Origin of the sequence: Chryseobacterium sp. D764, assembly GCF_019317325.1 — a bacterium.
In the GTDB taxonomy this organism is placed as follows: domain Bacteria; phylum Bacteroidota; class Bacteroidia; order Flavobacteriales; family Weeksellaceae; genus Chryseobacterium.
Genome location: NZ_CP079219.1, coordinates 1,784,496 through 1,806,584 on the forward strand (window position 1 = coordinate 1,784,496; position 22,089 = coordinate 1,806,584).

At 40.1% G+C, this 22,089-nt stretch carries 7 protein-coding genes; 6 read left to right on the forward strand and 1 reads right to left on the reverse strand.

Going from position 1 to position 22,089, the window contains the following annotated elements:
* Positions 1-14 precede the first annotated feature (14 nt).
* Positions 15-4,883, reverse strand: a complete 4,869-nt coding sequence (locus KYG33_RS07995) for a PKD domain-containing protein (protein ID WP_219073031.1) — start codon at positions 4,881-4,883, stop codon at positions 15-17.
* A gap of 530 nt (positions 4,884-5,413) precedes the next feature.
* Here KYG33_RS07995 and glsA point away from each other — a divergent pair.
* The 6 genes from glsA (at position 5,414) to KYG33_RS08025 (ending at position 22,087) form a co-directional block, all read left to right on the forward strand.
* Positions 5,414-6,427, forward strand: a complete 1,014-nt coding sequence (glsA, locus tag KYG33_RS08000; protein ID WP_219073032.1) for a glutaminase A — start codon at positions 5,414-5,416, stop codon at positions 6,425-6,427.
* Between the two features lie 906 nt (positions 6,428-7,333).
* Positions 7,334-14,359, forward strand: a complete 7,026-nt coding sequence (locus tag KYG33_RS08005) for a type I polyketide synthase (protein ID WP_219073033.1) — start codon at positions 7,334-7,336, stop codon at positions 14,357-14,359.
* Positions 14,360-14,378: 19 nt separating this feature from the next.
* Positions 14,379-18,632, forward strand: coding sequence for a type I polyketide synthase (locus tag KYG33_RS08010; protein ID WP_219073034.1), 4,254 nt, complete (start codon positions 14,379-14,381; stop codon positions 18,630-18,632).
* On the forward strand, positions 18,620-18,919 hold the full coding sequence (locus KYG33_RS08015; RefSeq protein WP_002977699.1) for an acyl carrier protein: 300 nt from the start codon (positions 18,620-18,622) through the stop codon (positions 18,917-18,919). Before KYG33_RS08010 ends, KYG33_RS08015 begins: the two co-directional genes overlap by 13 nt.
* Entirely contained in the window at positions 18,910-19,692 is a 783-nt protein-coding gene (locus tag KYG33_RS08020) for an alpha/beta fold hydrolase (RefSeq protein WP_219073035.1), read from the forward strand. Before KYG33_RS08015 ends, KYG33_RS08020 begins: the two co-directional genes overlap by 10 nt.
* On the forward strand, positions 19,685-22,087 hold the full coding sequence (locus tag KYG33_RS08025; protein WP_219073036.1) for a glycosyltransferase: 2,403 nt from the start codon (positions 19,685-19,687) through the stop codon (positions 22,085-22,087). Before KYG33_RS08020 ends, KYG33_RS08025 begins: the two co-directional genes overlap by 8 nt.
* Positions 22,088-22,089 lie beyond the last annotated feature (2 nt).

Here is a 22,089-nt window from a genome sequence, read left to right on the forward strand (position 1 = left end):
TGCTTGATAAGCTACTAATTTTTAATTAGTTTTCCTTGTAATGATGTGTCGCCCGTTTGTACAATAACAATGTAAACACCCTGCAACCAGCTGGTAACTTCCACGTCAACCTCTCCGGAAGCCGCTTTCAGTTCCTTACGGAATTTGACATTGCCCATGGCATCAAAAACCGTAACCTGTTTTGCCAGTAATTTTTCATTACCTGTATTATACGAGATTTTCACTTTTTCCTTAGCAGGATTTGGTATCATTTTCAGAGAAGAAACCGAAGCAGCAATCACACTTCTTCCTGCACTTCTCATACCCATCCAGTTAGGATCTACCGCTTTGGTAGTAAACTTACAGGTTTCATTTGAGAATAAGATCTCATCAGTACCCTGGAAGCTTGAGTTTGGATAGAATGCCAATGGATTAGCGTTCATATCATATACCCCGCCTGCAGGAATAGTAATAATGGATGGAATATAAACTCCAAAACCATTAAGACTTGAAACCGTAAGACTTATAGGCTGGCTTCCGCCATTGTAGATTACACCATAAACATTATAGTGATCTCCAACCCATTTCATGTCTTTAATACTCGCTTCCAGCTTACATTCTGTTTCGAATCCACATTCTTTACCTGGATAGTAATTCATGGTTCCGGAAGTAAACTGACATCCTAAATGATCGATCTGAAGCTGATAAGTTCCAGGAGTACTAATATATAACGGATAGATGAAATCATTGTTTCCGCTCTGGATATTATTTCCAAACAACTGCCACTCATGATGATCGAAGATTCCTTTAGGTCCTATAATATAATTCTTTCTAAGACATTGATCATAGCATCCTGTTGGGAACACCCACATCAGACTCTCAAGACTTAATGGAACCTGCGTGTTGCCTACTACTTTACAACCGCTTGGTGCAGTGTAAATAACCTGATAAGCACCACCTTCATTTACAGTAATAGACTGACCTGTCATTCCGTTGCTCCAGTTATAAACTCCTGCAGACGGTCCAGATGCAGTCAGCACAACCTCATAAGGCTGACAATTTGCCATATTGTATGTTACCGAAATTGGTGCCGGTGGGCTATTTACGGTAACTGTAAAGCTTTTACTGCTTGTACATCCTGATGCACCTGGTGTTCTTACTTCCAGCGTATAAATGTAGGTACCTGCAGCTAATGGTCCTGTGCTCAAAGCAATCGGATAAGGAGATGAAGTCCATGGTACGACTACCGAATTTCCTTTTTTCCATTGATATTCCAATGTATTATCCGTTACAATACCGGTAAGTACTGTTGAAGATCCTTCGCAGATATTAGCCGTTCCGGATATGTTAACATATGGAGGGTTTTTAAGTGTTACAGGTATTGCTTTTGTGCTCATAACACTTGTTCTACATCCATCTGATGATACAAGCACCGGCCAGTAGTTACCAGATTGTGTTGGAGTGAACACAGGAGAACTTGGTGCTCCTGACACAGGTTGAGAACCATTCATCCAGATATACTGACTTGGAGATCCAAGCGTACTGGTAAATACGATATTAGGAGCACTTCCCATACACGCAACAAGAACAGGAGGCGCTATATCACCGTCAAGAGTAGCCTCTTTCACATTTACACCAATGACAGCAGAAGTATATTCACATCCCATAGGTGTTTTAATTTTCAGCTGAATTGTTTTTGTTCCTGCCGTATTATATGTTATTGTAGCATCCGGCCCTGTTGTAACATAAGATGTACCATCAAAGATCCAGGTATATGTATTTCCTGAAACATATGTTATTGGACTGAACGTAATAGGCGAACGTGCACATAACCAGGCCGGAACCAGGAAGTCCGTATTAGGAATCGGAGCTAATGTAATAGTCTTCGTAGTGGTACACGTTGGTTTCCCTGGTGCAGACACTGTCATGGTAAATGTATACGTACCTGGTGCCAGGTTATAAGTAGCCGACTGCCCTGTTTGAGTAGGCTGTCCCGGTGAAGTAAATGTATACGTAATAGACCCCGGATTGATTTCAAATATAGTAGAAGTGTTGAACAACGTTACATTATATCCGTTTCCGCTGCACACTGTACTGATATTGAATTTAGGTTCATAGTTCTTTCTTACCTCTACTCCTTTACTGTACCAGCATGAACCGTATCTCAGACGTACAAAAACGATGTGTGCTCCTGCAAGATTAGTCTGATATACCGGTGAAGCTGTTCCCTGACCGGAAACTAAAGTAAGTACAGTATCTGACAACCATTGGATTTCATCCGGAACTCCATTATAAGTTAAACCTGAAACTGTAATGTTATTACAAGCTGACCATGCCGGAACGAAGTTAATCTGAGGGTCTGTTGTACAGCTTCCACTGCTCGGACAAGACTGAGTCACATTAATATTCTGAGAAGAAACCACACAGCCGTTAATATCTACAGCCTGTATTCTATAAGTTCCAAAAGCACCGGCACCTGATATCGTGTATGAATTGGTGGTTGCCCCTATTATCTGCGCATTATTTTTATACCACTGCCATGAAATAATATTCGTAAGTCCGGTAGAACTATTAGCCGTAAGCGTATACGGTGTCATTGTTGTAGGATCACAAACCGCAATATTATACACCGGAGAAACTGTAATAATGGTTTCAGGATATACAATAAAGTTAGCACTTGCCGTCGGCTTATAATTACATCCGTTCGTACCTGTATAAGTTACAGTAACCGTTTGAGAAATATTATTTCCTGAATTGTTCTGGATATATCCGTTATTCGGGAAACTGTAAATTCCGGCAGGGTTGAAGGCTGTAGTATACGTTCCCCCAGGAAAGGTGAAAGTCACATTCGTAGCTGAAGTGATGGTTCCCTGATTTACCGTGAAAGTAAGGTTTGATCCTAAACAAATTCCGCCAACATTTGTAAAGCTCACTACCGGAAGGGTAATTAAAGATACCGGCATAGTGATAATCTTCGTCACTCCACATTTCACTACTTTTAAAACCAAATCAGTAGTACTCGTTGAAGAAATTTCGTTGAAATTTACCGTAATATTAGCTGTACCCTGTCCTCCAATAACACTTCCGAAGTTAGAACTCGCAAATGACCATTCCATAAAATCCGGAACAATTCCATTCAGATTGGCACTGAAATTTTGAGTGCTGCTCGGACAGAAAGGCCCTGAATTCGGATTAATAACAATCGTGCTAAGATCCAGTTTCGTTACATTGAACGATTTTGGAGCCGAAAGACATGCTGCACTGCTGATGGATTTATTCTGTGCAGACACTGTATATGATGTAGTGCCAGCGTTAAATATAACCGTTACAGAAGGACCTGCATTACTTCCCTGAATAGTTCCGTTGGTAACACTCCAAACCGGTACCATTCCCGAGTCAACTGAGCTGATGGTATAAACGTAAGGTTTTCCAGGGCATACTTTTGTTTCTCCAGAGATTGTTCCGTTAGGAGCCTGTGGAATTGGTAATACCTTAATAATTCTTGCATTACTTTCACAACCTCCACCTTGCTTGGTAGCTGTAACAGTATAAGTTCCTGCTGCCGCAAAGTTGTAGTTAAATATTCCTGTCATTACAGGAGAAGTATAAGTAGAACTTCCTGTTGTTACTTTCCAGATAACAGGGATATTAGGCGAGGCTGTAAATCCTTGGCTTGTTCCTGCACATATTTCATCTACACCTCCGCTTATCACTACCGGCGCCTCTACTATAATATCAATAGATGCCTGCCCTTCACAAGTCAATAAAGTATTGAAATAATTAGCTGTAAGGTGATAAGTACCTGGCTGACTTGCTGAGAAAACAACTTCATTTCTCTGCTGGGTATTTGTCAGCTGACCTCCTGCAGGACCTGATACATTCCATTGAACGCTCGTTGTAGGCCATTGAGGAATTGAATATGTGTACTGTCTGCCGGTACATATCACTTCCTGCCCTTTAACTTTTGCATTCTTTAAAACTACAGGAATTTTGATCGTAGTCCACTCAGGACAGGCACAATCAGACATATACATTACATATCCGAAGCCATCAAGCGGATCTACCTGATCCCAAACCACTTCAATTTCGTTACCGTTAGTGTTAACAATTGTTCCACCAATAACTTTCCACTGTCCTTTGTTACATCCATCCTGTGCATTGTATTTTTCAGTACTTCCTTCGCATACTACGGAGGCACAGTTGATCTGTACAGGATCTGCTTTTAATACCTTAATCTGTTTTTTAATTTTATCCTGACAGCCGCACTTGTTGGTTACGGTCAATTGAATTGTATAATTTCCAGGATTAGCATACAAATGAGATGGTTCAAAAGCTGTGGAAGTTGTACCATCGCCAAAATCCCAGAAGTAATTGATGATATCAGACCCTCCGTTCTGTTCGGAAAGATTATCAAAATAGATCGTCGTATTTTTACATACCGTATCGCCCAAATTCATCAATTCAAATTTTGCGATCGGTCTGTTGATCTTCACAATACAGATAGTCTGAGTTTCAACAGTTCCATCATTGTACGTGATGACAGCCTGCAGAGATCCGTTACCTGCTGATCCCCAGCCTACATTGGCTATGGTATTCGCAGGCCCGGAAGTAGTTACCGTTCCTCCGGAAACCGTCCATTGTACACCAAAAACATTAGGTCCCTGCACCTCATAGGTGACAGCTGATGCCTCACAGACACGCAGACATTGGGATGAATTGATGTAGGAAAAGGCGACTCCATTGTCTGGAACCTGATCATCTTTTTCGCCACGGAATTCCTGGCATCCGACCTGAGCGGTCCATGTAATTCGAGCTTGTGCTTGCAGTACCCAAGGTACCAAAAGCCAACATAGTAGAAGCCATCTAAAGATGTGCTCCCTACCAAAATAGGTGTTGTTTTTCATAGTTATTAAAAAAGTTATTAATTTTTTTGTCAAATTAATAAAAAATTTAATACAAAAATCATTTAATAGTGAAAAAATAACATAATTTTACAATTGAATCCCAACGATATAGATAAATTCATATTTATATGTTATTTCACCACTCTATTAGTTATATAAAAAAATCTATTCCTATCTTAATTTTTACAGCTAAAGACCATCATAAACCAAATAAAATTCTAAATTTTAATTTATTAAAAACCAAAAAACACTACCAAAAGATAAATTTGTTTATTTTTTACTAAAAAAATTACATTTAAATTAAAATTAATAACATTAATAAAGATGAAAATAACAATCTTCTCCTCCATTCATTATTCTTCAAATAATCTTCATACATCTTGACCTCATAACCTTCTTGTACAAATACACACATCCAAAACCAGAATGATATCCTAAGGCACAATAAAGGAGAATTGCCAACAAGGTTAAAAAACTTTATCTTTGTTTTTCGAGGCTTATCATAAACATTTTATTTGAAGATCTTCCCTATGAAAAACAACAGCTTTTTATTTTCTGCAAAAGGAATTTGTACCGCAGCTTTTCTTTCCTTAAACACAATAGTTTACGCTCAGAAACCGGCAGACATTTCAACAATTTCAGAAAAAACATTAAACACTATTCTGGAAAAAAACAGAGCTTATTATACACAGGGCAAAGTGGCAGATTACATTCCTGAACTGGGAAAAATGGAGGCTAAAGCAATCGCGTTTTCAGTAGTAGATAAAAATGGAAAAGTATTCAACACCGGAGATGTGAGTAAAAAATTCACGATGCAGAGTATCTCCAAAATCATATCATTAATGGTGGTTGTAAACGAAAAAGGAGAAGCGCATATTTTTGACAAAATGGGATATTTCGGCTCTGACAAACCTTTCAACCATTTTTCAAACCTTGAGACCACAGGCAAACCACTCAATCCCATGATGAATGCAGGAGCTATTCTTACTACTTCGTTAATTTCAGGAGACGGCGAGAAACCTTTCCTTAAGATTCTGGATATGGTAAGGTATATTACCAAAAATCAGACAATTGAGTATAACAAATCTGTTTATGAATCTGAAAAAGCAACCGGACACCGTAACCGGGGTATGTTTTACATCATGAAAAACAGTGGACTGATTTCAGGAAATGAAGATCAGCTGGATAATTATTTTAAGCAGTGTTCTATTGAGCTTACCGCTGAAGATCTTGCAAAAATCGGTTATTTCTTTGCCAACCAATGTGTAAGGTTTGACGGAGATGCCACTTATAAGAATGCAGATATAGCAAAGTTGGTGGAGTCACAGATGCTGACCGCCGGAATGTATGAATTCAGTGGTGAATACTCCAGAACCGTAGGTCTTCCAAGTAAATCCGGTGTCGGAGGCGGAATTACCGTAAGTGTTCCCGGAAAAATAGGAATTGGTGTATTCAGTCCATCTTTGGATCAACATGGAAATTCACTGGCTGGATATCACATGATTTTAGATCTTGCAAAACAATACGGATTAAGTATATTTTAAATCTTGAAAGCCTGTTCATCGGATAATAAAATTACATTATCCAATAATCTTTAAAAGGCTTATTCATCAGAAACATCTCAACCATCAAACCTATAAAAAACAGTAAGTATATCAAACACTTACTGTTTTTTTATGAATTTCGGAAAGATATATTAATTATTCTTAAAATTCTCTATCTATTTATTTATCAAAAAGATAGAGAAAGTTCATAAATAATTCAAATTAAATCACAATATATTGATTAATTTTATTTAAATTCGCTTTGCCGTTTTATCAGATTGATAAAGGCAATTTTTACATTTCGGAACCTTATTCATTCTATATTATCTTTTTGTAATATATGCAAAAACAAATCTCTTGTTTTTGAAATATTTTATTTTTTATTCCTATATTTGCTTAACATTTTTTTAACTATAACTATTTATAATTAAAGTTGAGAAGATTGTACCGGCATGTTTCTAAGAATAAATAAACAATAAATATATTTTAATAACATATGAACAATTGATATTTTTATATTAATAAATAATTATCAAATTGTACTTATGGTTAAAAAATATATACATTTTTATTATTTTTATTCACTCATAACAGAAAAACACCATCAATACTAATGGCATCCGTGTTCTGATATGAGATATCATTAACTATTCCTATACCGTAAATGCTATGAAAAACTTGACCAAAATCAGGCTAATGCCTTTTGAAAAACCGGATACCAACCTTATATCATACAATCTATTAACAAACAATAGATTTTTGAATAATTACCATAAAAACACATACATCATTAAAGATTTAACAAAAACCAATTTTATTATATCGTAACAAAAGCGATCGCCTTAATACCGAAAGGCCTTACATTTTGTTATGAATCTCTTGCTATCATTCAATAATTATCACGCCATGAAAAACTTAACCATTATTGGACTGACGCCTTTTGAAAAACCAGACGTTAACCTTATCCCTAAACTACACCAGGCGGGTGCATTTCCCGTTTTAAGTTTAGGAAATGAAATAACGACTGCACAGGAAGCGTTACATCAACTTGATCAGATAGACGTACCATCGTATGGTATTTATTTTTCTAATGACAATTTCACCGCTCTTCAAATTCCTGAAAAAGTAAGGTTTGCAATCCTTCCGTTCGGAATGTCGAAGCCTTTCAACCTGCCTGCTGTTTATCAGGTAAGCAGTCTGGAAGAAGCCAGACAAGCTGAACAATCAGGAGCAGAAGGAATCATTATCAAAGGAAATGAAGCAGGTGGATGGGTAGGCTATGAATCCACGTTTGTATTATTTCAGCGTGTGATCAAAGAAATTCAGAACATTCCGGTGTGGGTACAGGGAGGAATAGGTCTCCATACCGCAGCGGCATCAAAAGCATTGGGAGCAACAGGAGTTGTACTGGACAGCCAGCTGGCTCTGTTTCCTGAAAGTTCAGCTCCTAACGAACTGAAAGAAGTCTGCTCAAAACTGAATGGTACAGAAACTAAGGTGATTGCTAACCATCGTGTATTGGTAAGACCCAATTCACCTGCATTACCAGAAAACACAACAGCTGAAGATCTGAAACAGTACTTCACTGGTCTGGACCTCAGTACATGTTATATCCCGATGGGACAAGACATTTCGCTGGCAACAGATCTGTATGAGGATTTCAAAACCCTGAAAAAAATGGTTTTCGGATTCAAAGAAGCCATGTATGGACACCTAAAGCAGGCAAAAGCACTTAAAGTAATTGATAAAGACAACACTTTAGCTCAGGAACTGGGTCTTCGTTATCCTATCGCTCAAGGTCCGATGACCCGTGTAAGCGATGTACCGTCATTTGCGAATGCAGTAGCAGATGCCGGAGCATTACCTTTTGTTGCCTTATCCTTATTGAAAGGAGAATCTGCAAAATCTCTGGTAATGGATACTAAAAGACTGGCTGGTGAAAAAACCTGGGGTGTAGGAATCCTGGGATTCGCACCACAGGAATTAAGAGATGAACAGACATCATATATATTAGAAGCCAAACCTCCTGTCGTTTTAATTGCAGGCGGAAGACCAGCCCAGGCTAAAGTATTTGAAAAAGCCGGAATAAAATCATTCTTACACGTTCCTTCCCCTGCCCTTCTGGATATTTTCCTGAAAGAAGGTGCCAGAAACTTCATTTTTGAAGGGCGTGAGTGCGGAGGCCATGTAGGTCCCCTTTCAAGTATGGTTCTTTGGGAAAAACAAATTGAACGTATCTTAAAAGAAGAACACCCTGAAAACATCAGTGTCTTTTTTGCAGGAGGAATTCATAACGCCTTTTCAACTGCGTTCGTTTCTATCATGGCTGCACCGTTAGCTGCAAGAGGAGTAAAAATTGGTGTATTGATGGGAACCGCTTATCTCTATACCAATGAAGCTGTACAGACCGGAGCCATTCAGGAAGAATTTCAGTCGCAGGCTATGCAGGCAAAAGATACAGTTCTACTGGAAACAGCTCCCGGACATGAAACCCGTTGTTTAAATACAGCATTTGCCCACCATTTCAATACAGAAAAAGCAAAGCTTCTTGCTGCAGGAATGGATAAAAAACAAGTGTGGGAACAGCTCGAGAAATTAAACGTAGGCCGTTTAAGAATTGCGGCTAAAGGTATAGAGCGTCAGGGTGATCAACTTGTCAATATTCCTAAAGATGACCAACTAGACTTAGGAATGTATATGATTGGGCAGGTAGCTACCATGCACAATCGTGTGATCTCATTAGCGGCTCTGCATCAAAGTGTTGTAGACAACTATGAGCATATTCAGGAGGCAGCGTTACCGGAAGAACCGGTTTCTACAGAAAAACCTCTGGACATCGCTATCGTAGGAATGGAATGTATTTTCCCGGGTGCTAAAAACCTTGATGAATATTGGAGAAATATTATTTTAGGAAAAGACAGTGTTACCGAAGTACCTGATGAAAGATGGAATAAAGAATTGTATTACCACCCGGATTCTGACGGACCGGATGTATCTCACTCAAAATGGGGTGGATTTATTCCTAAAATCGATTTCGATCCATTGGCATTCGGAATTCCGCCACAATCTCTTGCGGCCATTGAACCTACACAGCTGTTAACTTTATTGGTTGCAAAACGCGCCATGGAAGATGCAGGATATGGTGAAAAACACATCAACAGAGAAAACATTTCTGTTATTATAGGTGCTGAAGGAGGAAATGATCTTGCCAACAGCTATAGTTTCAGAGGATATTATAAGCAGGTTTTCGGAGAACTTCACGAAGAAGTAAAAGAAGCCTTCCCACATACCACAGAAGACTCATTTCCGGGTATTCTTGCCAATGTTATTGCAGGTAGAATCACAAACCGACTGGATCTTGGCGGCAGAAACTTTACCGTAGATGCTGCTTGTGCTTCATCATTAGCAGCTATTGATCTTGCTTGCCAGGAACTTGTATTAGGAAAATCCGATATGGTACTTGCCGGAGGAGCAGATTTACACAACGGAATCAATGATTACCTGATGTTCTCCAGTACTCATGCTCTTTCCAGAAAAGGAAGATGTGCTACATTCGATGGTGATGCAGATGGTATTGCCCTTGGAGAAGGTATCGCTATCCTTGTTTTAAAAAGATATGAAGACGCAGTACGCGATGGTGACCGTATTTATTCGGTGATCAAAGGAGTTGGCGGATCCAGTGACGGAAAAGCTCTGGGATTGACTGCTCCAAGACAGATAGGCCAGGTAAGAGCGTTGGAACGTGCTTATTCCCAAGCTGGTATAAGTGCTGCTTCTGTAGGTCTTGTAGAAGCTCACGGTACAGGAACTGTAGTCGGTGACAAAACTGAATTAAGTGCATTAACTAATTTATTCAGCCGTTCAGGGGCATTACCGGGACAGACTCATTTAGGTTCTGTAAAAACACAGATCGGGCATACAAAATGTGCGGCAGGATTAGCAGGATTAATCAAAGCGTCCCTTGCCGTATATCACGGGGTAAAACCACCTACCCTTCACCTTCAGCAGCCTAATGCTTATTATAATGCAGCAACCAGTCCGTTTGCCTTCCATGCAGAAAGTGGATTGTGGGCGGAGAAAAACCGGTATGCAGGAATCAGTGCGTTTGGATTTGGAGGAACGAACTTCCATACGGTAATTGCCAATCATCCTAAACAGGATAATTCAATCGCAATGCAATCGTGGCCTTCAGAACTGTTTGTTTTCCGTGGAGAGACTTACGAAGAAGCAAAAGGACAGTCGAGCCAGATTAAAGCTTTATTAGAAATCAATGATGGCATTCCATTAAAAGATCTTGCTTACAGTTTAAGCATCAGTTCAGAAAAACCAATCCAGTTCAGTATTGTTGCAGACACCGCTGAAGATCTGATGATGAAGCTTGAACTAGTACTACTAGGGATTGAGACAAAAGATACCTTTACTGTGAATAAGAAAGAAGGTAAAGTAGCCTTCACATTCCCAGGACAGGGCAGCCAGAGAATTAATATGGCTCGTGATTTATTCGTCGTTTTCCCTGCTATGCGTAAGATTATTGATGAGTATCCTGAACTTGAAAAAGTAGTTTTCCCATCTAAAACATTTAATGAAGCTGATTTAAAACAACAAAAAGAAACCATTAAAGATACCCGTTTAGCGCAACCTCTTTTAGGAATTGTAGACCTTGCACTGGCTAAATTCTTAGAATCATTAGGCATTATTCCTGATATGCTGGCAGGTCATAGTTATGGTGAAATACCGGCTTTATGTTTTGCCGGGGTATTTGGAGAAGATAAACTGGTTGACTTAAGTGTTCAGAGAGCTCAGTCTATTTTAGACTCAGTAGAAGGTGGAGATCCTGGTTCAATGCTGGCTGCAAGTGCTACAGCGGAACGTTTACAGCCGATTATTGCAAAAGTAGAAGGATGTTATCCTGTAAACTTCAACGCTCCTGCTCAATGTGTCATTGCAGGAAGTACTGAAGCGATCAATAAATTACTGGAAGTTCTTAAACAGGAAGGTATTTCTGCTAAAAAACTGGAAGTTGCATGTGCATTCCACAGCCCATTATTGGCAAAATCCAAGGATTTATATGCTCAGGTATTGAAAGATGTTCCTTTCCAGGAAATGCAGATTCCTGTTTGGTCTAATACTACAGCTGAGGTATATCCGTCAAATCCATCAGAAATAAAAGAAAGACTTACTGATCATCTGGTACAGCCTGTAAGATTTGTAGAACAGCTTCAGGCGATGTACAATGACGGTGCAAGAATATTCATCGAAGTAGGACCAGGAAAAGTCCTTACAGGATTAACCAAATCCTGCCTTGAAAAAGATCAGCTGACCTTATATGTTGAAGACAACAGCCGTAATAAATTCAGCCATCTTCTTTGTATGCTGGCACAATATTTAGGAACAGGCCGAAGCTTCAATATCGATAAACTTTTTGATGGCCGAAGCGTTAAGGTAATTGATCTTAACCAACCTGAGCTTTACAAGAAAAGCCCTGCCATCTGGCGTGTAAACGGGCAAACTGCCCACCCAACTAATGGTAATCTGCCATCTAATGGTGCTTTACCACTTATAAACCCTATTCCCATGAACAATTTTACTAATAATCCACAACCCCCTGCAACTGAAGCTCAGTCTACTGCTGAACGTATGCTGCAGGAATATTTAAACAGCATGAAATTAATGATACAGGCACAGCGTGATGTGATGCTTTCCTTTATGGGACAGAATCCTCAGGCGTTCCCTGCTCCGGTATATCATTCACCAGTACAGACTCCTGCTCATCAGCCAATATCTACCATTCCGGTTCAGCCTGTTCAACAGGAAAGACCCGTAGCCGTTGCTGCTGTGAAACAGGCCCCTTCAAGAGATATCAAATCCTTATTACTACAGGTGGTAAGTGATAAAACAGGATATCCTCAGGAAATGCTGGGTATGGAAATGGACCTTGAAGCTGACTTAAGTATTGATTCTATTAAAAGAGTTGAAATCATCGGAACACTTCGTAACGAACTTGGAACTCTGGGTAACGGAAACACCAGTGAAGATACTGTTATGGAGCAATTAGCAGGAATAAAAACCTTAAGTGGTCTTGTTTCATGGCTTACTGAATTCTCAGGAGCTGAAACAACTGCTGCCCCTGAAAAAAACGGATCTGCAGCTGAATCAACAGCTTCAAAACCACAAGCTCAACCGGAATTCTCTCTTGAAGACCTTCAAAATGCTATTCTGAATATCGTAAGTGATAAAACAGGATATCCAAAAGAAATGTTAGGTCTTGATCTTGATCTGGAAGCGGATTTGAGTATAGATTCCATTAAACGTATGGAAATTATCGGTGATCTTAAAACCAAAATCGGTTTTGGTCAAAACCTTGAACAGGCTGATGATGTTATGGAAAAACTCGCTGCAATTAAAACACTTCGTGGTCTGGCAGGCTGGATCAACGAAATGAATGGTGAAGCGAACGAAACAAACAGCGAAACCAAGGAAACAAACATTGCAGAACCAACTCAAAATGTACTTTCACGTCTTCGTTTTGATATCACTCCTACTGACGCTTCTTTAGTACAAAACACAGAAATATTGCAGGGAAAACGTTTCGCAATTACTCAGGATGAAAGAAAACAAACCTCAGCGATCAAAGAAGCTCTGGAAAAACATGGCGCAATTGTAGAAATAGTAGATACAGAAAAAGATCTTTCAAACATTGAGGGATTAATTATGCTGGACCTGTTCTCAGCAGTTGATAAACCAAGCATTATTGATCACGTAGATCTGATTAAAAAACTGGATTTTGATAAAGCTAAATGGGTATACCTAGTTTCAGACATCACGGCTCATCTTCAGGAAATCACTGATGTAAGTATATTACGCCACCATCAGGGATATCCGGGACTTTTCAAAAGTTTAGCAAGAGAATTTGATAATACAACATGTAGACTGATCAGCCTGAGTACTCCTCAGGAAGTAGATCAGATTGCTGAAATTACATTAAAGGAGATCCTTACAAATGATAAACCCGCTGAGATCATTTACAAAAATGACCAACGACACAGAGTAGATATCATCCCTTCCCCATTGTCAACGAGTCTGAGTGAAGCTCAAATTCAATTAGATCAAAAATCTGTAGTATTGGTATTGGGAGGTGCACAAGGAATCACGGCCGAACTGGTAAAACATATGTCTCAGGCTTATCCTTGTACTTATATTCTGGTAGGAAGATCTGCAGATCCTAGAAATGAAGTTTCTGCTAAAGAATTCGAAAATATGAAAACAAAAGAGGAAATCAGAGGTTTCCTGATCAGATCCGGACAATTCACTTCTCCTGCAGAAATAGAAAAAGAAACGACGAAGATTTTCAAAAACAATCAGATCCTACGCACAATCCGTGATATGGAAGAACTTGGAAATACCATTATTTACCAATCATTGGATCTTTGTGACGAAGAAGGTTTAAGCAACCTGATCAGCAGTATTTATGAAAAATATAACCGTCTGGACGGAGTAATCCATGGAGCAGGTCTTTTAGAAGATAAACTATTCAAACAAAAGACGACAAGTTCTTTCGGACGTGTATTTGATACCAAAGTAAAACCACTTCGTGTATTGGCTGAACAGCTTCGTACAGACTGTCAGTTTGTAGTATTGTTCTCAAGTATTGCTTCCGTATACGGTAACAAAGGCCAGACAGATTATGCTGCAGCAAACAGTGTACTGGATGATTACGCGAATGCTTTAAACAAAAGATTAAAAGGAAAAGTAATCTCTATCAACTGGGGACCCTGGAAAGGAGCCGGAATGGTCTCTTCCACCCTGGAATCAGAATATGAACGCAGAGGAATATCCATGATTCCTTTGGATGAAGGGAAAGAAATCTTTCTTAACGAGATCAAATATGGAACTGAAAGCCAGGTGCTGATCATGTCAGGAAATAATTGGTAAAACGCTGCATAAATTCAATATGAAAAAAACAGATGTTGCTGTAATTGGCCTTTCCTGTGTCTTTCCCGGGGCACAGGATGCCAACACTTTTTGGCAGAATATTGTCAATAAAGTCGATTCTACCGAGCTGGCTCCGGCTGATCGGATAGATCCGGTTCATTTCAGTGATGCAACAAGTCCCGTTGACCGTTTCTACTGTCAGCGCGGAGGGTTTATCCCTGATTATACATTCGATCCTACGGCGTTTGGTATTCTGCCATTGGCTGTTCAGGGAACGGAACCTGACCATTTGCTTACCCTTGATCTGGTACAGAAAGCATTGGAAGATGCTGGTGTATTTCAAAAGAATGCTTCCCTTGAAAAAGCAGGAATTATTATCGGTAAAGGAAACTATACCGGTCCGGGAGCTACCCGCGCTATTGAAATTGTAAGAACCGGAGAACAGATTTCTTCGTTACTGCAGGAATTACTGCCCCACGTTTCTACTTCCGATATTGAAAAGGTAAAACATGCTTTTCAGGAACGCAAAGGACGTTTTGCAGCAGATACTGCTATGGGATTAATTCCTAATCTTGTAGCCTCTCTTGTAGCCAACCGTTTCAATTTAGGCGGTGCCGCATTTACTGTAGATGCAGCCTGTGCCTCTGCTTTGATTGCTGTAGACCATGCTGTACAGGAACTTCAGAGAGGACGTTCCGACATCATGATTGCAGGAGGAGTACACACAGGACAGAACGCTGCGTTCTGGAGTATTTTTGCCCAGCTGGGAGCCATGTCCCGTCAACAGCAGATCAAGCCGTTCAGTATGGATGCTGACGGACTACTGATTGGCGAAGGTTGTGGTTTTGTCGTTTTAAAACGATTAGAAGACGCCGTTCGCGATCAGGATAAAATCTATGCTGTTATTAAAGGGATTGGAGTAAGCAGTGACGGTACCGGAACCAGCGTGATGAGCCCGTCCGTGAAAGGTCAGTTAAAAGCTTTGGAACAGGCATGGATCAACGCTGATTTAGATAAAAATAAAGTGGGATATCTTGAAGCTCACGGCACAGGAACACCCCTTGGAGATAAAACAGAACTTCAGACCTTAGCTCAATTCTTCGGAAAAGAAGAAGCTGCTCCGATGGCAGGTATTGGTTCTGTAAAGTCCAATATCGGTCATGCTATGCCGGCTGCCGGGATTGCAGGATTAATTAAAACCTGTCTGGCATTGCATCATGATACTTTGCCGCCAACATTATATTGTGAGAATCCAACTGCAGAGATGCAGAACACAAGGTTTGAGCCTGTACAGGAAGCCAAAAACTGGTCAAAAACAGGACTTCCAAAAGTAGCTGCTGTGAATGCTTTCGGATTTGGAGGAATCAATGCACACGTAGTTCTTGAAGGCTATGATATGCCTAAAAAAGATCAGGTGCTGATATTGGCCAGACCTACTCATGAACAACTGCTTTCAGCATTACAAAATAATGAAACAGCCATTGGTGAAGGAGATTTCAGAGTTGCTATATTCGACCCAACACCTGCAAGAGTAGAAAAAGCCATTAAAATAGTTTCCAAAAATATCATCTGGAAAAACAAGCAGGATATCTGGTACACCTCTACCCCATTATTAAAGGATGGTGGTAAAGTAGCTTTTGTATTTCCTGGCTTAGATGGTCTTGCAAAAGGTGAAGTAGAAAGCGCTAGTCGTTATTTTGGATTAACAGCTCCTATCGAAACAGAAGGTGAAGGTCTTTTAACTGATGCATTAAATATTTTCAACAACTGCAGTATCCTTGATAATTCACTGAAAAAACTGGGAATTATCCCGGATATGAATGCCGGACACAGTTTAGGAGAATGGCTGGCAGGATATTCATCCGAATTAGCAGAAGCCAATTCTGTAAAAGCATTAATTGATGTGCTTCACCCTGAAACTTTTGAATTAAAAGACTCCAAGTTCATCGCCATAGGAGCCGGAATTGATGTTATAAAACCTTTTATTAACGAAATTTCAAACCTTTATATTTCCAATGACAACTGCCCTAATCAGGTGATTCTTTGTGGAAGTAATGCCGCTTTGGATGAATTGGTTCCTTTGTTAAAAGCCAATCAGATTTTCCATCAGGTATTGCCGTTCCAATCAGGATTCCACTCTCCTTTTATCGCTGATAAACTGGATATCATCCTTGCAGGAATGGAAAAAGCGCAGTTCCAGAAGACAAAAATTCCATTGTGGTCAGCCACAACATTAGAACCTTATCCTGCAGATCAGGCAGCGATCAGAAAACTGAGTGCCGAGCATTTGGTTCAGCCTGTCCGTTTCCGTGAACTGACCGATACATTATATGAAGAAGGCGCAAGAGTATTCATTCAGGTGGGTACAGGAGGATTGATAGGATTTATTGATGATACCTTGAAAGGAAAAGCCTTCAGTACAATTGCTTCCAGTGTTCCTACCCGTTCTGCATTAGCGCAGTTACAACGTGTTGTCGCTTCATTATTTGTAGAAGGTAAAACAATTGCTCTTGACTTTTTAGAGATACAGAATCATACAAAAAGAACTTCAGGAAAAGGGATTAAGCTGGAATTAGGTTCTCCTATCATCCGTAATTTTAAAGAAGTGAAAGCTTTAGCTCAATCCTTTGATGCACCAAAACAATATACAGCAACAGCTTCAGCTATTGCCACAAAAAGCGGCCATCCGCTGGTACAGGCATTCCAGGATAATGTAGCCGATATGATCCGTATGCAGGAAGAAGTATTGACTTTATTCCAGAACCGTCCGGAAATCACGATTCAGCGCCCTGCACCTGTAACACAAACTGCTCAAAAAGCACCAAGAAGCACAACCTTCTCAAAAGACCTGTATGTAACCCTGGAAAGTCATCCTTATCTGATTGACCACAGCTTATTGAGACAGCCTAAAGGATGGGCTCATGTAGCGGATATGGAACCGGTAATTCCGATGACGATGATCTTTGAACAGCTTGCTGAAATTGCAGAAGCCGAAATTCCGGGAACGCTGGTCCATAAAATCATGAACGTAAGTGTATTCCAATGGATGAACGTAGCCAAACCTTTCGAGAAAAGAGTGAAAGGAGAATGGCGCTCACCCAACCACGCCTATCTTGATATTGAGAACTTTGCCAATGCAGAAGTAATCTTAACATCTACTTCTGTTCCAACACCTAATTTCAATATTTCCATTGGAAACCTTTTACCTATCGAAAGAACTCCTGAAGAAATCTATGACATGCATATGTTCCATGGAGACAAATACCAGGGAATCACTGAAGTTTCAGCCGTTGGAGACAAAGGAATTATCGGAAAAATAAAAGGAAACGGCGGTAAAGGTTCTTTACTGGACAATGCAGGACAGTTATTCGGACTTTGGCTGCAGCTTACTTTGGTGAAAGACCGTATTGCATTCCCTGTAAAAATCAGAGATATTGAATTCTTCGGAGATATGCATGATCAGGAAGGTATTTTTGAATGTACATGCATGCTGACAGAACTTAATGATGAATTTGCCATCGCAGATATCATCCTGAAAAGAGACGGAAAAGTATGGTGTGCCATCACCGGCTGGCAGAACAGAAGACTGGAAATTGATGCCGCCTTGTGGAATGTTTCCATGTCACCGCTGCACAACCGTCTTTCGGAAGAGATTGCTCCCGAAGTATTCTTTTTCCACCAGGCGTATACCAGAGTGGCTTCATGGGATTTTATCCTGAAAAGGTATTTTAACCAGACGGAAAAACAACATCACCAGCAGTTATTACCCAACAAAAAGAAAAACTGGATGGTAAGCCGTGTAGCGGTAAAAGATGCCGTAAGAAATCTTCTTCGTCAGGAAAAAAATCATGCCTGCTTCCCGATCACCTTTGAAATCCGTTCCGATGAAGTGGGGAAACCTTACCTCATCAGTGATTTTACAGAAGACATCCATATTTCATTAGCTCATAAAGGCAAAGAAGCCGTGGGCATTGCGAGATATGGAAAATCTGTAGGAATCGATATGGAACTGATGGAAGAACGCAGCTCAGGATTCTACGATATGGTATTTACCGACAACGAATTAGCCTTATTAAAAGACAGAGATCAGGCAGAATGGACTACCCGTTTCTGGGTAGCCAAGGAAGCCTACGGAAAGTTCATGGGAACAGGACTGAAAGGAAATCCTAAAACCTTCGAAGTCGAAATGATAAAAGATGATCACCTGTGGATCAACAATATTGAAATCAAAACTATTAAACATAAAAATTATATTATCGGATGGACACTGTAAACGCAACATTAAAAATGAACCACGAAGAACTTTTCACTTTATTAAAAGGTTTTATTACTGAAGTGATAGGGGCTGAATTTGTAGAAGAAATGGACATTACTCCGGAAAGTTCATTCACCAAAGATCTTGAAATGGACAGCATCGAGATTGTTTCATTCTCAGAAAAAATCAAAGCGCATTTTGGCGATCAGATCGACTTTACAGGTTGGTTATCTTCTATGGATCTTGACCAGCTTATTAATCTTGACCTTAGTATGATCATCAATTATATCTACGAATGCCAATAATCACTGTCAATAACAGACAAGTTCATATACAGGAACTCAACAAAGGAGCCGAACAAACCGTGGTATTGATCCACGGTATGTTCAGTAACCTGTCCATTTATTATTTTAATATTGCCCCAGTACTGGCAAAGCATTTCCATGTGGTGATGTACGATCTGAAAAGCCACGGAATGAGTGAACGCTTTTTGGATGGGTATGATCTTGACAACATGTCATCCGATTTAATAGGTTTAATAGATCACCTTCAACTGGAAAAAGTACACCTTGTCGGCTATAGTTTCGGAGGTCTTATCGCTTTAAAAACAGCTTTAGAATATCCTGACCGCGTGAATCAGCTCGTGGTAACAGAAGCTCCGGATCCTCAGGACGAAAAAGCCCGTAACATCATTGATGAATACAGCAAAGAATTTCTTGAGCATTATGTCGCCAATTTTACCGATACTACGAAAGTGCAGATGGGTAAAAGACAAATGGAAAAGAACCACCGAATGTATGAATTTCTGTTTAACCAGACCACCATTAAAGCAGATATGATCAGGGAAAAACATTTCCTTGGTGAAGCCCGTTTCAATGAACTGACGGCTCCTACTTTATTGCTTTATGGTGCTGATTCCAACTGCAGACCTACCGGAGAGTGGCTTCAGTCTCAAATCAGCCAGTCTGAACTTGAATTAATCCCGGGCGATCACAATATTCCTATCCAGGAACCCAATCTGATTGCGGAAACAATCGCTCAATTTTTATCTAAAATTTTAACACAAAACCATGGCTAAATTTGCATTTATAGTTCCACCATTGACAGGACATGTCAACCCTACCCTAAGCATCGGTGCTACGCTGCTGGAAAGAGGACATGAAGTAGCCTGGATCAGCCTTGACCCGACTTTAGAGGCTAAACTTCCTGAGGGAGGAAAATTATTACTGATCCAATACGATCAGACCGACGAAGAAAAGAAAGAAAGTGAACAATATCTCGATATTATTTCAAAGAAAGTAGTGTACGGTATAGACAGCGTGAAGTTCCTTTACGAAGAGGTTCTTATCCCGCTGAACAGACATTGCTATAAGGGTATTGTTTCATTATTAAAAACATATCAACCCGATTTGATTATCGGGGATCATCAGTTATTTGCAGCCCCAGTTGCAGCAAAAACACTTGGAATTCCTTGTGCGACTTCCGTTACCGCTCCGGCCGCCATTAAAATTATGAATGAACTGCCTAAGGTACACGAGTGGGAAGTGAATCAGATCATTGATTTACAGAAAGAGCTAGGTTTCCAGGAAGAACGTTCCCTGGCGACTTCAGACCTGTTGACCCTTGTTCTGACTTCCAGTTATTTCTTTGGTGAAATGGATGATCTTCCTGCTCAATATCAGTTCACAGGACCCGTTCTTACCGAAAGACGTGTTTCATGTGAATTCGACTGGGAAAAGTTAAAAAGCAAAAACAACAAAAAGATCCTGGTAAGCATTGGGACGACCTTCGATCATGATCATAAAAAAGCCTTCTTCCAAAAGGTAATTGACGCCTTTAAAGATGAAGATCTAACCGTTGTAGTGGTTTCCGATCCTCAACTTTTCGAGGAATGGCCGGATAACTTTATGGTGTATCAGCAGGTTCCACAATTGGATCTGTTACCTCATCTTGACGGTGTGGTTTGCCATGGCGGTCACAATACCGTATCTGAAACATTATCACACGGTATTCCTTTGGTAGTGATCCCTATTGCCTATGATCAGTCACACGTTGCGGGACGTGTTGTGCGTACAGAAGCAGGTGAACGTCTTAATTTTAACCGATTTAAAGGAAATCACCTTAGAGAAGCTGTACAGCAGGTTCTGAACAATCCGAGCTATAAAGAAGCAGCTCAGAAAGTGAGACAATCTTTTGTAGAAGCCGGAGGTTCTGCTACAGTGGCCAACTTATTAGAACAAGCAATATTGAAAGCTTCAAAACCTGAAAAACCGTCTAAATTTTTATTTGTAGTTCCTCCGTTTTTCGGACATGTGAGCCCTACTTTAAGTGTTGGAGCAAGTCTTATTGCCCGTGGACACGAAGTAAAATGGTTCGGAATTACCCCATTAGACAATAAACATATTCCGGAAGGAGGTTCTTATTTCTATCCTGAAGAAGATCTTGTTCCGTATCAGGAGGAAATTGCCCGTATTTTAAAGAGACAGGATGACGGACCAGCCTGTTCAGGACCTGAAGTGATGAAACTGGCATTGGAAGAAACCTATGTTCCTTTCGCTAAAATGATGATGCCGGGACTTAACAGACTGACTGAAAGCTGGATGCCGGATGTTATTGTGAATGACTGTATTACTTTCGGAGGCGCTCTTTTCGCTCACAAAAATAATATTCCTTGTGTAACGACTACTCCAGTTCCACCAGACGTGATGGGAGATACGGAAAAAAGTGCTCCAAAAATCTGGGAATGGCAGCAAAACCTGATCAAAGACCTTCAAAAAGAAGTAGGCATTCATGAAGAAGGTATTTATATCCATTCTCACAAACTGAATATGGTGTTTACCTCACAGGCTTTCGCTGGCTTTGAAACTGTTCCGTCTCATATGAAATTCGTAGGTCCGGTAAAAGGCCGTCCGAATGATGCACCATTTGACTGGGATAAACTGAATGCTTCTACCACTCCAAAGATATTTGTATCATTGGGGACATTGTTGGTAGACATCAGAAAAGCTTTCTTTGAAAAAATTATTGCTGCATTTAAAGACCAGCCAGTTACGGTAATTGCCGCTACTCCACCAGAAATTTTTGAAGAATGGCCGGACAATTTTATTGTGAACAGTTTTGTTCCTCAATCTGCAGTGATGCAGCAAATGGACATGGTGATCTGCCATGGTGGATTCAATACCGTAAATGATACTTTCCGAAACGGATTACCAATGTTGATCACCCCTATTGCTTATGATCATTTCCATATTGCAAAACTGATTGAGCAGGCAGGCTGCGGAATCAGTATCCGATACAAAAGACTGCGTGTAGATGCACTTCGTGAAACCGTTTTTGAACTGTTGGAAAATCCTAAATACAGAATTGCTGCTCAGGAAGTAAGAAACACATTTACCCTTGCCGGAGGTAACGATAAGGCAGTAGAATTATTAGAGAATTTTGTACAGGAACATTCAACACTAGCTCCCGTATAGCC